We start from the raw sequence: 12,138 nt of genomic DNA on the forward strand, positions 1-12,138 counted from the left end.
AGGCGGAGGCGCCCGCCCCGGCCGCGCGCGCCGTCGCCGCCGCACCTGTCGCCCCGCCCGTCGCCGCCGCCGCCGCCGTGGTCGCCGCAGCGGCGGTACCGCTGCCGGCGCCGAAGCCCGATCTGCCGGCCGCTCCGGCGGCCGTGGTGGTGGCTGACGCCAATGTCCCGCTGCCGCTCGCCCATCCCGCGCGCGAACCGGCGCCGGGCATGGCCACGGCAGGCCCTGCCATCCTTGCGGCGACGGTTCCGAGCCCGCCGGCGCGTCCGGCCGGCGCGGGGCTTCAGGTCGCGGCCGCCATGCCGGCCGCCGGGCTGCCCGCGCTCATCACCACCGGCGGCGCGCTGGCGGCGTCGGCGCCGACGGTCGATGTCGAGCGCGGCACGCTCTCTTACGCCTCCGCCGGCAGCTTCGCCGCGCCGCGCACCCAGCCCGGGCAGGCGCCGGTGGCGCCGGCGCTGCCGGCCGGCAGCGCGCTTGCCCACGCGCCGGCCGCCGCTCATGCCGCCCGGCCGGCCGCAGCCCATGGGCCGGCACGGCCGGCCACGGCGGAGGCCCAGGCCGAAATCCGCCGGCTGTTCTCCAGCCCGACCGTGGCGCAGGACACCACGCTGCGCACGCCGGAACTCCGGCGCTTCGCCGCCTTCGTCGCCGCGCCGCGGCAGGTGGTCGACGGCGGCTTCGGCCGCGACGCCTCCGGCGGGCTCGACACCGCGCGCTTCACCGGCGCCGCCGTGGTGGCGGTTCCGGTGGTCACCCTCGCCAGCGCCACGCCGCTGCCGCCGCGCCGCTACTGGACCGCCAGCAACTGACGGCGGGGCCGGACATCCCCTCAAACGCATGACGGGCGGACCAGGGGTCCGCCCGTCATGCGTTTGGAGGCGCCTGCGGAGAAGCCCGCGCGTCTCCCGTGCCGGCCGGCTCAGCCGACCATGCCGAGCGCCTGCAGATAAAGATCGACGATCGCCTCATGCTCGGCGCGCTGGTCGGCGTCCTGCTTGCGGATCTTGAGGATCTCGCGCAGCGCCTTCACGTCGAAGCCGGTGCCCTTGGCCTCGGCGAAAACGTCCTTGATGTCGTCGGCGATCGACTTCTTCTCTTCCTCAAGCCGTTCGATCCGCTCGATGAAGGATTTGAGCTGGTCCTTGGCGAAGCCGGCGGCGGCATCGGACAGCGGCTGGTCGTTGGGGATGTCGGACATCTGGTCTCCCGCGGGCATCGTCCGGCCCACAGGACCGGCGGCTCCGTTCGTGAAAAGGGGTCAGGAAGAATCCGTCTGCGGCGCGCCGCGTCAAGCGTTTGAAGTCGCCCGTCCACGGCAGAATGCGGCGCGCCGGGCCGGGCGTGCGCCGCAGGCCCGGACAACGGTATGCCGTGGCCGACGGGCTGCGCCGCCCTAATGCGGCTCCTGGCTGCGGGCGGCAAAGGCCGCCTTCTGCTCGGCTCCGGCCTCGGCCTGATAGCGCGCCTTCCAGTCCTCGTAGGGCATGCCATAGACGACCTCGCGGCTGGTCTCCTTGGCCAGCGGGATGCCCCGCTCCTTCGCGGCGTCGAGATACCAGTTGGCGAGGCAGTTGCGGCAGAAGCCGGCCAGATTCATCAGCGCGATGTTCTGCACGTCGGTGCGCGCGGCGAGATGCGCGACAAGCCGGCGGAAGGCGGCCGCTTCGAGCTCGGTGCGGGTGGCCTCGTCCAGCTCGGCGGCGGGCGAGGGGATGGCGGGGTCGGACATGCTGCCCTCCGGGCAAAGGGGAACCTCAGGTGAAGATGGGGGCGACCGGGCCGGTGCGCGAGCCGAAGGCGCTCACGCGGTGAAGCTCGGGCTGCGCCAGCAAAGCGGGCAACACCGCGGCGAGCCTGTCGGCCCAGCCGGTCTGCCCGTCCGGCGCGGCGATGAGGTCCTGCCGGATCTCGATCAGCGCGTGGGGCAGGCCCCGGGCGGTGCCGTGGCGGAACAGGCAGTCGTTGCGCAGCGCGCCGTCATAGGGCTCGTTGTCGCCGACCACGAGGTCTCCCGGCGCGGCCAGCGCCTCGATCAGCGGGCGGGCGAGGCGCGGGTCGAGGTCCCACAGCAGGGCCGCGTGCCACGGGCGGGGCACGCCGCGCCACACCGGGGTGAAGCTGTGGACGGAGAGCAGCGCCGGCACCACCCCGGCGGCGAGCATGCGCGCGATCTCCGCCTCGATGGCGCGGTGGTAGGGCCGGTGGAACCGGGCGATGCGCCGGGCGATCTCGGCATCGTCGACATGGCGGTTGCCGGGCACGACGGCGCCGTCGGACAGCCGCATCACCAGCGTAGGGTCGTCCTCGCCACGATTGGGGTCGATCAGCAGGCGGGAGAAATGCGTCAGCACGGCCGGGCAGCCCATGCGGGCGGCGAGGGCGCGCGTCACCCCGGCGGCGCCGATGTCGTAGCCGATATGGCGCTCCAGCTCGGCGCGGGGCAGGCCGAGGTCGCCATACTCGGCGGGCAGGGCGTTGGAGGCATGGTCGCACAGCAGGATCAGCCCGCTCTCCGCCGCCCCCGCAATCCGCTCGAACGGGGCGTAATCCCCGCCTTCCGCTACGGCGGCGGGCGCTGGTGCGGATTCGGCCGCGTTTTCATCGGGGGTGCGACGAAGCATCATCTGGGCTGTGACTGCGATAAAGGCTGGGGGTATGGTGACGAGGGGCTTCCGGTGCCATAGGAATACGCCGGTTTCGCGTCGCCTCGCCTGCCGGGCCGGCGCTCACTATAAGACAAGGGGCACCCGCGTGAAGCGGGGGGACGGGGAGTTAAGATGACGGATCATTCGCCGCGCGCGTTTCTCGACGAATTGTTCAAGGCGGCCGTGGCCGCCGCTCATCCCTCCACCTGCCTGCCGCCCGTCCTGCCGGCGCCGCCGGCCACGGGGCGGCTGATCCTGCTGGCCGCCGGCAAGGCTGCGGGCTCGATGCTCGAAGTGGCGGAACGGCACTATCTCGACACGCTCGGCTTCGATCCCGCCCGACTGCTCGGCATCGGCGTGGCGCGCCATGGCTATGGCCGGCCGACCCGCCAGCTCGAAATGGTGGAAGCCGGCCATCCCGTGCCGGACGCCGCCGGTCTTGCCGGCGCGCAGAAGGCGATCGACCTCGCCGCCAGCGCCGGCGCGGACGACCTTGTGCTGGTGCTGCTCTCGGGCGGCGCCTCCGCCAACTGGATCGCGCCGGCGATCGGCGTGGAGCTGGACGACAAGCGGGCGCTCACCCGCGCGCTGCTGCGTTCCGGCGCCAACATCACCGAGATCAACACGGTGCGGAAGCATCTTTCGCGCATCAAGGGCGGCCGCCTCGCGGCGCTGGCCCAGCCGGCGAAGGTGGTGACCCTCGCCATCTCCGACGTGCCGGGCGACGACCCGGCAGTGATCGGCTCCGGCCCGACCGTGCCGGACCCCTCCACCCTCGCCGAGGCGCGGGACGTGCTGACCCGCTTCCGCATCGACCCGCCCGCCTCCATCGCGGTGGCACTGCGCGACCCGGCCAACGAATCGCCCAAGCCCGGCGACCCGGCCTTCGACACTGCCGAGTACCTGCTGATCTCCCGCCCGGCGGATTCCTTCGTCGCCGCCGAGAAGCTGGCCCGCGCGTGGGGGGTGGAGCCGGTCCTACTGGGCGACAATCTCGAAGGCGAGGCCCGCGAGGTCGCCGCCGCCCATGCGGCCGAGGCGCTGAAGCTGAAGGCCGCCGGCACCCGCGCGGTGCTGATGTCGGGCGGCGAACTCACCGTAACCATGCGCGGGCAGGGTCGCGGCGGGCCGAACCAGGAATTCGCGCTGGCCCTGGCCGAGGCGCTCGGCGGGGCGGAGAACATCCACGCGGTGGCGGGCGACACCGACGGCACGGACGGCGGCGGCGGCGACGCCACCGACCCGGCCGGCGCCTTCGTCGCCCCCGATACGCTGGCCCGGGCCCGTGCGCTCGGCCTCGATCCCGCCGAGTTCCTCGCCAATAATGATTCGACCGGCTTCTTCGAGAAGATCGGCGACCTGCTCACGCCCGGACCGACCTGCACCAACGTGAATGACTTCCGCGCCGTCTTCATCGATGTCTGACACGCCACGCCGCCTCGCGCCGGAGCGTTGCGTTGCGGCGTGTCGTGTCGCTCGCGGGCGCGGTACCGTTCGGGCCGCGCTCCCGGCCGGTCTGGCCGCTGCGGCGCTGCTGCTGGCGGCGGGGCCGGCGGCGGCGGATTTCCGGCTGTGCAACCGCACCGACAGCCGGGTCGGCATCGCGGTGGGCTACAAGGACGGCGACGCCTGGGCCACCGAGGGCTGGTGGAACGTGAACGCCAACAGCTGCGAGACGCTGCTGCGCGGCGATCTCGTGGCGCGGTTCTATTACGTCTATGCCGTGGACTACGATCTCGGCGGGGAATGGGCCGGCAAGGCCTATATGTGCACGCGCGAGAAGGAGTTCACCATCCGCGGCATCCAGGACTGCCTCGCCCGCGGCTTCGACCGCACCGGCTTCTTCGAGGTCGACACCCACGAGCAGAAGAGCTGGACGGTGCAGCTGACCGAGCAGAGCCAGCCGGGCGCGGCGACCCCGGGCAAGGCGCCGTCCCCGCCGCCACGTCCCTGACGTACCTGACGTCCCTTCGCGCCGGTGCTGCCGCAAGCCCCGGCCGGACGCCTTCTCCCGCACGGCAAAAAGCGTCGCGTACCTGCCGGAACGCGGCGCTTTTGCTGGTGAGGGAATCCCGCGCGGGCGGCGCCGGATCAGTCGATCGGCAGGGCGGTGAACTGCACCTGACCGTCGGCGTCCGAGACCATCAGCAGGGCGGAACGGCGGCCTTCCTTCTTCAGAGCCGCGAGGCGCCTCTCGATGTCGGCAGGGTGCGAGACCGCCTCCTGGTTGACCTCGAGGATCACGAGGCCCGGCTTGAGGCCCTTGTCGGCCGCGGCGGTGCCACCCTCGACCGACGTCACCACCACGCCCTTCACCTCGTCCTTGATCTTGAACTTGCCACGCAGCTCGGTGGTGATCTCGGAGAGCTCCAGCCCCATCAGGCGGCTAGTCGGCGGTTTCGGCGCCTCCGGGGCCTTCTTGGCGAGCGCGGCCTGCTCGACCTTCTCGCTCTCCTCCAGCCGCCCGACCTTGAGGCGCAGCGTCTCTTCCTGGCCCTTGCGCACCACGACGACGTCCACCTCCTTGTCGACCGCGGTGTCGGCCACCACGATCGGCAGGGAGCGCATGTCCTTCACGTCCTTGCCGTCGAACTTCACGATGACGTCGCCGGCCTTGATGCCGGCCTTGGCCGCCGGGCCGCCATCGGTGAGGCCGCCGACCAGCGCGCCGCGGGGCCGCCCGAGCGAGAGGCTCTCGGCGATCTCGTCGGTGACCTGCTGGATGCGCACGCCGATCCAGCCGCGCCGGGTCTCGCCGAATTCCCGCAGCTGCTGCACCACCGCGACGGCGGTGTTGGAGGGCACCGCGAAGCCGATGCCGATCGAGCCGCCGGAGGGCGAGATGATGGCGGTGTTGATGCCGATGACGTCGCCTTCCATGTTGAACAGCGGACCGCCGGAATTGCCGCGGTTGATGGCGGCGTCGGTCTGCAGGAAGTTGTCGTAGGGGCCGGCATTGATGTCGCGGTTGCGGGCCGAGATGACGCCGACCGTCAGCGTGCCGCCGAGGCCGAACGGGTTGCCGATGGCCATCACCCAGTCGCCGACCCGCAGCGCGTCGGAATCGCCGAACTTCACCGCCTTCAGCGGCTTCGAGGCGTCCGGCTTCACCTTGAGAAGGGCGATGTCGATCTTGGTGTCGCGCCCGACCAGCTCCGCCTTCAGCTTGGAGCCGTCGTTGAAGTTCACATAGATCTCGTCCGCGTCGGCGATGACGTGGTTGTTGGTGACCACGAGCCCGCTCGGATCGATGACGAAGCCGGAGCCGAGCGAGGAGACGCGGCGCGGACGGTCGCCGCCGTCGTCCTGCTCCTGCTTGCGCTTGAAGAACTCCTCGAAGAATTCCTCGAAGGGCGAGCCCGGCGGAAGCTGCGGGGTCGGCACGCTGCGCTGCGGGGAAACGGTCTGCGAGGTCGAGATGTTCACGACCGAATCGATCACCATCGCCGCGGTGTCGGCGACGGTGTCGGGGCCCTTTACGGCCGCGGCCCGCGCGGCCAGCGGTGCGCTGAGCAGAACCGCCAGCGACAGGGCGGCAAGCCGGCGGAAGGAAAAGGCCCGGGCCGCGCGACGCCGGTTTGGAACGAAAGCGAGCATGTTGCCTCCTTGACGCCGGCCCGCGCGAACGGTCGGCAGGGCTCCGCCCGGAAGGCGGCGTGCCGCTTCGCTCGCCGCGCTGCCTTTGCGGGCAGAAGGCCGAACGCTGGACCGGCGGAGCGGGCGATGCAAGCCAAAACCGCGCGAGGCGATTCGCGCCGTGCGCCGGCCCCACGCGGGGCCGGCCTCACCTCATCCCCGCACCAGCCACACCACGACAAGGCCGGCTATGCCGCCGGCGAGCCCGAGCACCCGCAGGGTGGGATCGGGCAATGTCTGGAGGGTCGCCATCGCCTGCCGGGTTGCGGCGGGGAAGGCGGCGAGCATCAGCCCTTCGATGACGAAGACGAGACCGAGCGCGACGATGAGGTCGTACATCGTCGCGCGCGATCAGTTCGCCGGTGCGGGGGCCGGAGCGGCAGGAGCCGTGCCTGCCGTGCCAGCCGCGGAAGCCGGGGTGCCGCCCGTCGCCGCCGCCGAACCCGGGGCGTTGAAGTAGCGGAAGAACTCGGAGTTCGGCGACAGCAGCAGCCGGGTGTCGTCCGGCTTCAGCGAGGTCTCGTAAGCCTGCATGGAGCGGAAGAAGTCGAAGAACTCGCGGTCCTTGCTGTAGGCATCGGCGAAGATGCGGGCCTTCTCCGCGTCGCCCTCGCCGCGCAGCCGGTCGGCCCCGGAGGTCGCCTCGGCCACGATGACGGTGGATTCGCGGTCGGCGCGGGCGCGGATGGTCTGCGCCGCCTGGGCGCCCTGGGCGCGCAGCTCGGCGGCTTCGCGCTGACGCTCGGTCTGCATGCGCTGGAACACCGCCTGGCTGTTCGCTTCCGGCAGGTCGGCACGGCGGATGCGCACATCCAGCACCGAAATGCCGAAGCCGGCGGCCTCGCGGTTCACCTGCTCGCGGATGCGGCCCATCAGCACTTCGCGCTCGTCGCGCACGACCTGGATGAAGGTCGATTCACCCAGCACGCGGCGCAGCGCCGAGTTCAGGATGGTGGCGAGACGGGAGTTGGCGGCGTCGATGGTGCCGACCGCCTGATAGAAGCGCAGCGGGTTGACGATGCGGTAGCGGGCGAAGGCGTCGACGACGAGCCGCTTCTGGTCGGCCGCGATGACCTCCTGAGAGGGGTTTTCGAGGTCGAGGATGCGGTTGTCGAGGAAGATCACGCTGTCCACCAGCGGGATCTTGGCGTTGAGGCCCGGTTCGTTGATGACGCGCACCGGCTCGCCGAGGCGCAGCACCAGCGCCTGCTGGGTCTGGTACACGCTGAACAGCGCGGAATAGGCGATGATGAGGAGGGCCGCGGCGGCGATGGCCGCGACGATGCCGGCTACGCCTTTCATCGCGTCGCTCCCTGGGCGGTGCCCTGCGTCTGCCCCGCGGGGCGGCTGCGGTCCAGCGCGCCGAGCGGCAGGTAGGGCACCACGCCCTGGCCGCCCTGGGCCGACGGGTCGATGATGATCTTGTCCATGCCGCCGAAGACGCGCTCGAGGGTTTCGAGATAGATGCGCTGGCGCGTCACTTCCGGAGCCTTTTCATATTCGGTGAGCACGCTGAGGAAGCGCGCGGCCTGGCCCTGCGCCTCGATGATGGCGCGTTCCTTGTAGGCCTGGGCGCCCTGGCTGATCCGCGAGGCCTCGCCGCGCGCTTCGGGAACGACGCGGTTGGCGTAGGCCTGCGCCTCGTTCTGCAGCCGCTCGGCGTCCGCGCGCGCGGCCTGCACGTCGCGGAAGGAGTCGATGACCTGCTGCGGGGGGTCGACCTTCTGGAGCTGGACCTGGGTAACGAGGATGCCGGACCGGTAGCGGTCGAGCGTCTGCTGCATCAGTTCCTGCACCGACTGTTCGATACCCTGGCGGGCGCCGGTGAGAATGGGCTGGATGTTGGTGCGGCCGACCACCTCGCGCATGGCGCTTTCGGCCACGGCCTTGATGGTGCCTTCCGGGTTCTGGACGTTGAACAGGAAGTCGGCGGCGCCGACATCTTCCGTGCTGCCGGCGGCGGCGGGCTTCACCATCCAGAACACCGCGAAGTCGACGTCGACGATGTTCTCGTCGCCAGTGAGCATCAGGCTCTCTTCGGGCACATCGCGGAGGGCGCCGGCGCGGCGAGGGTCGTCGCCCGTGCGGTTGCCGATGTCGATGCGGTTGATGCGCGTCACCTTGGGGGTGAGGACGCTCTCGACGGGATAGGGCAGGTGGTAGTTCAGGCCGGGATTGGAGGTGGCGATGAACCGCCCGAACCGCAGGACCACGCCCTGCTCGTCGGGCTGGACCCGGTAGAAGCCGGACAGGAGCCAGGCGGCGACCACAAGTGCCACGACAAGGATGACGCCCTTGGTGCTGCCGAAGCCGCCGGGCATCACGCTGCGCAGCCGATCCTGGCCGCGTCGGATCAGATCTTCGAGGTCAGGCGGATTGGGACCCGGCGACTGCGGACCGCTCCCCCAGGGACCGCGCGGCCCACCACCCCATGGACCGCCGCTCTGGTTCTTCCACGACATGCCGTCGCAACTCCCGTTTACGCACCCGGACCGACGAACCGCGCGGGCGCGCATTTCAGTCCCCGGGACACGATGGTGCAGTCAGAGTGACCGTGCCTCGGACGAGGCGCGACGGGGGCGGTTATAGGTGACTGAGCACCGGGTTACAACGCGCCGCCCGCGGGTCACATATGGGACTGTCGGGGTGTTACGCAACGGTAGTGCGGCTATGACTCGCTTTTTCGGCGAAGTCCGAATTGTCGCGGGTAGCCGATGCATTGCGGAAATGGGCAAGCACGAAGAGCCGGATCGCCGACGACAGGTTGCCCTGGTTTCGGCCGGAATCGATCGAGGCGACAATCTCCGACAGCGTGCTGCGACGGTTATTCGCGATCTCTTTCAGGGCGTCCCAGAACTGGTCTTCCAGGCTGACGCTCGTCTTATGCCCCGCGATCACAATCGACCGCTTCACGACTGGGCTCTTCATGTCTCATCCCCTTGTACGCGTCGATGGCCTTCGAGGGCATTCTGCCGCATACGCTCACGGGCCTCCTCGGCTTCGCGCTCGTCTTTCGACCTACCAAACTGGTAACGCCGGGCGGCAGCCGTTTGTTCCCTCGCCTCTCGTGCCAATTTTTTGCGGAATCGGCGCAAGTTAACGATTTCGCTCATCGAGATGTTCCCCTGGCGATTTTTGACCGCTTCTCAGCAGCCGCGTCAACACGCTTCTGCAAATGTAAGCAAATGAATCCAACTTACGGTAATATCGCACTTTTGGAAGCAGGTTGCTTACGAAAAAGGTAGGGTACTATCATACGCCATTTCTTTGCGCTTTGCCCCCAATTCAATGAGAAAATGCGTTCGGCTTCGAAGATGAGCCTGGCAACGCTCTCGGTGTTGTCGCCAGCGCAATACCGGTCCTGATGCTGGGGTGCCGCGCAGCAAGATCAAGGCCGCATGATCCCGCCGGGCACCCGGCGGCAGGCGTCGGATCTCTTGGCGGTTGCTTCCGCCGCCCGCCCTAGGTCGCATTCCGCCGGCCCCGGGCGCGTGCTAAACCGCGCCACCTGCCGGCCTTTGTGGCCGCGCAGTGCAGGGCGTTCTTGCAAGGGGTTGTCGCATGACTGACACGCGGATCGAAACCGATACCTTCGGGCCCATTGAGGTCGCCACCGACAGATATTGGGGCGCGCAAGCACAGCGATCCCTCGGGAATTTCCGGATCGGCTGGGAAAAGCAGCCCATTCCGGTGGTCCGCGCTCTCGGAATTGTGAAGCGGGCGGCGGCGGAGGCGAACCTCCAGCTGGGCCGGCTCGACCCCGCGATCGGCGCCGCGGTCATCGCGGCTGCTCAGGAAGTCATCGACGGCAAGCTTGATTCGCACTTTCCCCTGGCGGTCTGGCAGACCGGCTCGGGCACCCAGTCGAACATGAACGCCAACGAGGTCATTTCGAACCGCGCGATCGAAATGCTGGGCGGGGTGCTTGGCTCGAAGAAGCCGGTGCACCCGAACGACCACGTCAATATGAGCCAGTCGTCCAACGACACCTATCCCACGGCGATGCACATCGCCTGTGCGGAGGAGATCGTGAACCGTCTCCTGCCGGCGCTGCGGCTTCTCCACGGCGCGCTGGCCGCGAAGGTCGGGGAATGGGCCTCGATCATCAAGATCGGCCGCACGCATACCCAGGACGCCACGCCGCTGACCCTCGGCCAGGAGTTCTCGGGCTACGCCCAGCAGGTCGAGAACGGCATTGCCCGCATCGAGCAGACCCTGCCGGCGCTGATGCAGCTCGCCCAGGGCGGGACCGCCGTCGGCACCGGGCTCAATGCGCCGGTCGGCTTCGCCGATCTGGTGGCGGAGAAGATCGCGGCCATCACCGGCCTGCCCTTCACCAGCGCGCCGAACAAGTTCGAGGCGCTGGCGGCTCACGACGCCATGGTGTTCTCGCACGGCGCCATCAACACGGTGGCGAGCTCGCTGTTCAAGATCGCCAACGACATTCGGCTGCTCGGCTCCGGCCCGCGCTCGGGCCTCGGCGAGCTGGCGCTGCCGGAGAACGAGCCGGGCTCCTCCATCATGCCGGGCAAGGTAAACCCGACCCAGTGCGAGGCGCTCACCCAGGTCTGCGTGCAGGTGTTCGGCAACAACGCCGCGCTGAGCTTTGCCAACAGCCAGGGTCATTTCGAGCTGAACGTCTACAACCCGGTGATGGCCTATAATTTCCTCCAGTCGGTCCGCCTTGTCGCGGATGCGGCGGTCAGCTTCACCGAGAACTGCGTGGTCGGCATCGTCGCCCGCGAGGACAACATCAAGGCGGCGCTGGAGCGCTCGCTGATGCTGGTCACCGCGCTGGCGCCCAAGATCGGCTATGACAATGCCGCCAAGATCGCCAAGACGGCGCACAAGAACGGCACGACGCTGCGTGATGAAGCGGTTGGTGGCGGCTATGTGACGAATGAGGAATTCGACAGCATTGTCCGGCCGGAGAAGATGATCTCGCCCGGCTGACGCGATTGACCTGCCGGCGCGATGCCCATGACGGGAATATGGCGGCGGCATTACCGAAGTTTCATTTGAAGAATGGGCCGCCACGGCGCAGGGTCGGCTTCGATCCTGAGGGAGTGAGACCGATGAAGCGCTTCACCCGCACCGCAACCCTGGCGGCCCTTCTCCTGAGCACCGGCCTCGGCGGCGCCGCCTTCGCGCAGACGGCGACCAAGCCGCCCGTCGACCCCGCCACCTATTCCAGCAAGGCGCTGGAGCGCAGCGAGGCGCGGATCGCCAAGCTGAAGGCGAGCCTGCAGCTGACGCCGGATCAGGAAAAGCTCTGGCCGCCGGTGGAAAGCGCGCTCGAGGCCTTCGTGAAGCAGCGTATCGCCCGCCGCACCCACATGCTGGAGATGCACCAGAAGGGCGATGACGAGAAGCTGGACGTGGTCGCCCGGCTCGGCTACCGCGCCGACGCGATGGTGACCTCCGGCGAGGCCCTGAAGACGCTGGCGGCCGCCGCCCGGCCGTTCTACGACGCGCTCAACCCCGACCAGCAGAAGCGCTTCACCGCCATCGTGCGGCGGGCCGAGCAGGCCCACGCCAAGGGCGACAAGGCGGACAAGCCCGGCGCGCCGGCGGCGCCCGCCGCTTCGCCCCAGCCGTGACCCCCCGGGCACGCAAGGAACGGCGTGCCCTTCATCCACAGCTTCTGCGGCGGCGCCGGCGCCCGCTAAGGCGGGCTTAAGGACTCCCGCCGCACCGTGCGCGGCGTGTGGCCGTGCACGTTCAGTCCCGGTTCACCCGTGCCGTGCGCAACTACCGATCGTCCGGATGGAACCTTCCGCCCCGGCGCTCGTTTTCTGACCGACCCTTCTTTGGACCCTCGAGCTCCCCTGCTCGAACACCTTCAGCCGCCGCC

13 protein-coding genes and 1 pseudogene are annotated in these 12,138 nt (G+C 69.6%); 5 read left to right on the forward strand and 9 right to left on the reverse strand.

The window, feature by feature from the left end; genetic code table 11:
* Window positions 1-812: pseudogene (locus tag KHC27_RS21165) on the forward strand (hypothetical protein); the annotation flags it as partial.
* A 110-nt stretch (window positions 813-922) separates the two neighbouring features.
* Here KHC27_RS21165 and KHC27_RS21170 read toward each other — a convergent pair.
* From KHC27_RS21170 to KHC27_RS21180, 3 genes are all read right to left on the reverse strand, one after another.
* Window positions 923-1,201 carry a DUF2312 domain-containing protein gene (locus KHC27_RS21170; protein ID WP_213342010.1) on the reverse strand — a complete coding sequence of 93 codons (279 nt, stop codon included), beginning with the start codon at window positions 1,199-1,201 and terminating at the stop codon, window positions 923-925.
* 195 nt (window positions 1,202-1,396) lie between these two features.
* Complete coding sequence (locus tag KHC27_RS21175) at window positions 1,397-1,732, reverse strand: DUF1244 domain-containing protein (protein ID WP_213342012.1); 336 nt, start codon at window positions 1,730-1,732, stop codon at window positions 1,397-1,399.
* Window positions 1,733-1,757: 25 nt separating this feature from the next.
* The gene (locus tag KHC27_RS21180; RefSeq protein ID WP_425514902.1) at window positions 1,758-2,627 is read right to left on the reverse strand and encodes an N-formylglutamate amidohydrolase; all 870 of its coding nucleotides are present in this window, start codon (window positions 2,625-2,627) and stop codon (window positions 1,758-1,760) included.
* Window positions 2,628-2,780: 153 nt separating this feature from the next.
* Here KHC27_RS21180 and KHC27_RS21185 point away from each other — a divergent pair, with 153 nt between their 5' ends.
* The gene (locus tag KHC27_RS21185) at window positions 2,781-4,073 is read left to right on the forward strand and encodes a glycerate kinase type-2 family protein (protein ID WP_213342014.1); all 1,293 of its coding nucleotides are present in this window, start codon (window positions 2,781-2,783) and stop codon (window positions 4,071-4,073) included.
* A complete protein-coding gene (locus KHC27_RS21190) occupies window positions 4,066-4,602 on the forward strand; it encodes a DUF1036 domain-containing protein (RefSeq protein ID WP_425514903.1) in 537 nt (178 codons plus the stop codon). Before KHC27_RS21185 ends, KHC27_RS21190 begins: the two co-directional genes overlap by 8 nt.
* Window positions 4,603-4,739: 137 nt before the next feature.
* On the opposite strand, the gene KHC27_RS21195 is transcribed toward KHC27_RS21190, so the two are convergent.
* From KHC27_RS21195 to KHC27_RS21220, 6 genes are all read right to left on the reverse strand, one after another.
* A complete protein-coding gene (locus tag KHC27_RS21195) occupies window positions 4,740-6,245 on the reverse strand; it encodes a Do family serine endopeptidase (protein WP_213342018.1) in 1,506 nt (501 codons plus the stop codon).
* 192 nt (window positions 6,246-6,437) lie between these two features.
* The gene (locus tag KHC27_RS21200; RefSeq protein WP_213342021.1) at window positions 6,438-6,623 is read right to left on the reverse strand and encodes a DUF2065 domain-containing protein; all 186 of its coding nucleotides are present in this window, start codon (window positions 6,621-6,623) and stop codon (window positions 6,438-6,440) included.
* Between the two features lie 12 nt (window positions 6,624-6,635).
* Window positions 6,636-7,586, reverse strand: coding sequence for a protease modulator HflC (gene hflC, locus KHC27_RS21205; RefSeq protein ID WP_213342023.1), 951 nt, complete (start codon window positions 7,584-7,586; stop codon window positions 6,636-6,638).
* On the reverse strand, window positions 7,583-8,746 hold the full coding sequence (gene hflK, locus KHC27_RS21210) for an FtsH protease activity modulator HflK (protein ID WP_213342026.1): 1,164 nt from the start codon (window positions 8,744-8,746) through the stop codon (window positions 7,583-7,585). The genes hflC and hflK overlap by 4 nt, the downstream gene beginning before the upstream one ends.
* A gap of 187 nt (window positions 8,747-8,933) precedes the next feature.
* Window positions 8,934-9,212, reverse strand: a complete 279-nt coding sequence (locus tag KHC27_RS21215; protein WP_213342027.1) for a ribbon-helix-helix domain-containing protein — start codon at window positions 9,210-9,212, stop codon at window positions 8,934-8,936.
* Complete coding sequence (locus KHC27_RS21220) at window positions 9,209-9,397, reverse strand: DUF4169 family protein (protein ID WP_213342029.1); 189 nt, start codon at window positions 9,395-9,397, stop codon at window positions 9,209-9,211. Before KHC27_RS21220 ends, KHC27_RS21215 begins: the two co-directional genes overlap by 4 nt.
* A 448-nt stretch (window positions 9,398-9,845) precedes the next feature.
* On the opposite strand from KHC27_RS21220, the gene fumC reads away from it, so the two are divergent.
* Both fumC and KHC27_RS21230 read left to right on the forward strand, forming a co-directional pair.
* Window positions 9,846-11,237 carry a class II fumarate hydratase gene (gene fumC / locus KHC27_RS21225; protein WP_213342031.1) on the forward strand — a complete coding sequence of 464 codons (1,392 nt, stop codon included), beginning with the start codon at window positions 9,846-9,848 and terminating at the stop codon, window positions 11,235-11,237.
* A 122-nt stretch (window positions 11,238-11,359) separates the two neighbouring features.
* Window positions 11,360-11,884 carry a Spy/CpxP family protein refolding chaperone gene (locus tag KHC27_RS21230; protein WP_213342033.1) on the forward strand — a complete coding sequence of 175 codons (525 nt, stop codon included), beginning with the start codon at window positions 11,360-11,362 and terminating at the stop codon, window positions 11,882-11,884.
* The last annotated feature ends 254 nt before the right edge of the window (window positions 11,885-12,138 follow it).

It is taken from the genome of Ancylobacter lacus (assembly GCF_018390635.1).
Lineage (GTDB): Bacteria > Pseudomonadota > Alphaproteobacteria > Rhizobiales > Xanthobacteraceae > Ancylobacter > Ancylobacter lacus.

What these genes read in the sequence shown, in the direction of transcription:
- KHC27_RS21180 (WP_425514902.1), bottom strand. Translation starts at nt 2,627, where the DNA reads ATGATGCTTCGTCGCACCCCCGATGAAAACGCGGCCGAATCCGCACCA.
- KHC27_RS21220 (WP_213342029.1), bottom strand. Translation starts at nt 9,397, where the DNA reads ATGAGCGAAATCGTTAACTTGCGCCGATTCCGCAAAAAATTGGCACGA.
- KHC27_RS21230 (WP_213342033.1), top strand. Translation starts at nt 11,360, where the DNA reads ATGAAGCGCTTCACCCGCACCGCAACCCTGGCGGCCCTTCTCCTGAGC.
- KHC27_RS21190 (WP_425514903.1), top strand. Translation starts at nt 4,066, where the DNA reads ATGTCTGACACGCCACGCCGCCTCGCGCCGGAGCGTTGCGTTGCGGCG.
- KHC27_RS21200 (WP_213342021.1), bottom strand. Translation starts at nt 6,623, where the DNA reads ATGTACGACCTCATCGTCGCGCTCGGTCTCGTCTTCGTCATCGAAGGG.
- KHC27_RS21215 (WP_213342027.1), bottom strand. Translation starts at nt 9,212, where the DNA reads ATGAAGAGCCCAGTCGTGAAGCGGTCGATTGTGATCGCGGGGCATAAG.
- fumC (WP_213342031.1), top strand. Translation starts at nt 9,846, where the DNA reads ATGACTGACACGCGGATCGAAACCGATACCTTCGGGCCCATTGAGGTC.
- KHC27_RS21175 (WP_213342012.1), bottom strand. Translation starts at nt 1,732, where the DNA reads ATGTCCGACCCCGCCATCCCCTCGCCCGCCGCCGAGCTGGACGAGGCC.
- KHC27_RS21170 (WP_213342010.1), bottom strand. Translation starts at nt 1,201, where the DNA reads ATGTCCGACATCCCCAACGACCAGCCGCTGTCCGATGCCGCCGCCGGC.
- hflK (WP_213342026.1), bottom strand. Translation starts at nt 8,746, where the DNA reads ATGTCGTGGAAGAACCAGAGCGGCGGTCCATGGGGTGGTGGGCCGCGC.
- KHC27_RS21185 (WP_213342014.1), top strand. Translation starts at nt 2,781, where the DNA reads ATGACGGATCATTCGCCGCGCGCGTTTCTCGACGAATTGTTCAAGGCG.
- hflC (WP_213342023.1), bottom strand. Translation starts at nt 7,586, where the DNA reads ATGAAAGGCGTAGCCGGCATCGTCGCGGCCATCGCCGCCGCGGCCCTC.
- KHC27_RS21195 (WP_213342018.1), bottom strand. Translation starts at nt 6,245, where the DNA reads ATGCTCGCTTTCGTTCCAAACCGGCGTCGCGCGGCCCGGGCCTTTTCC.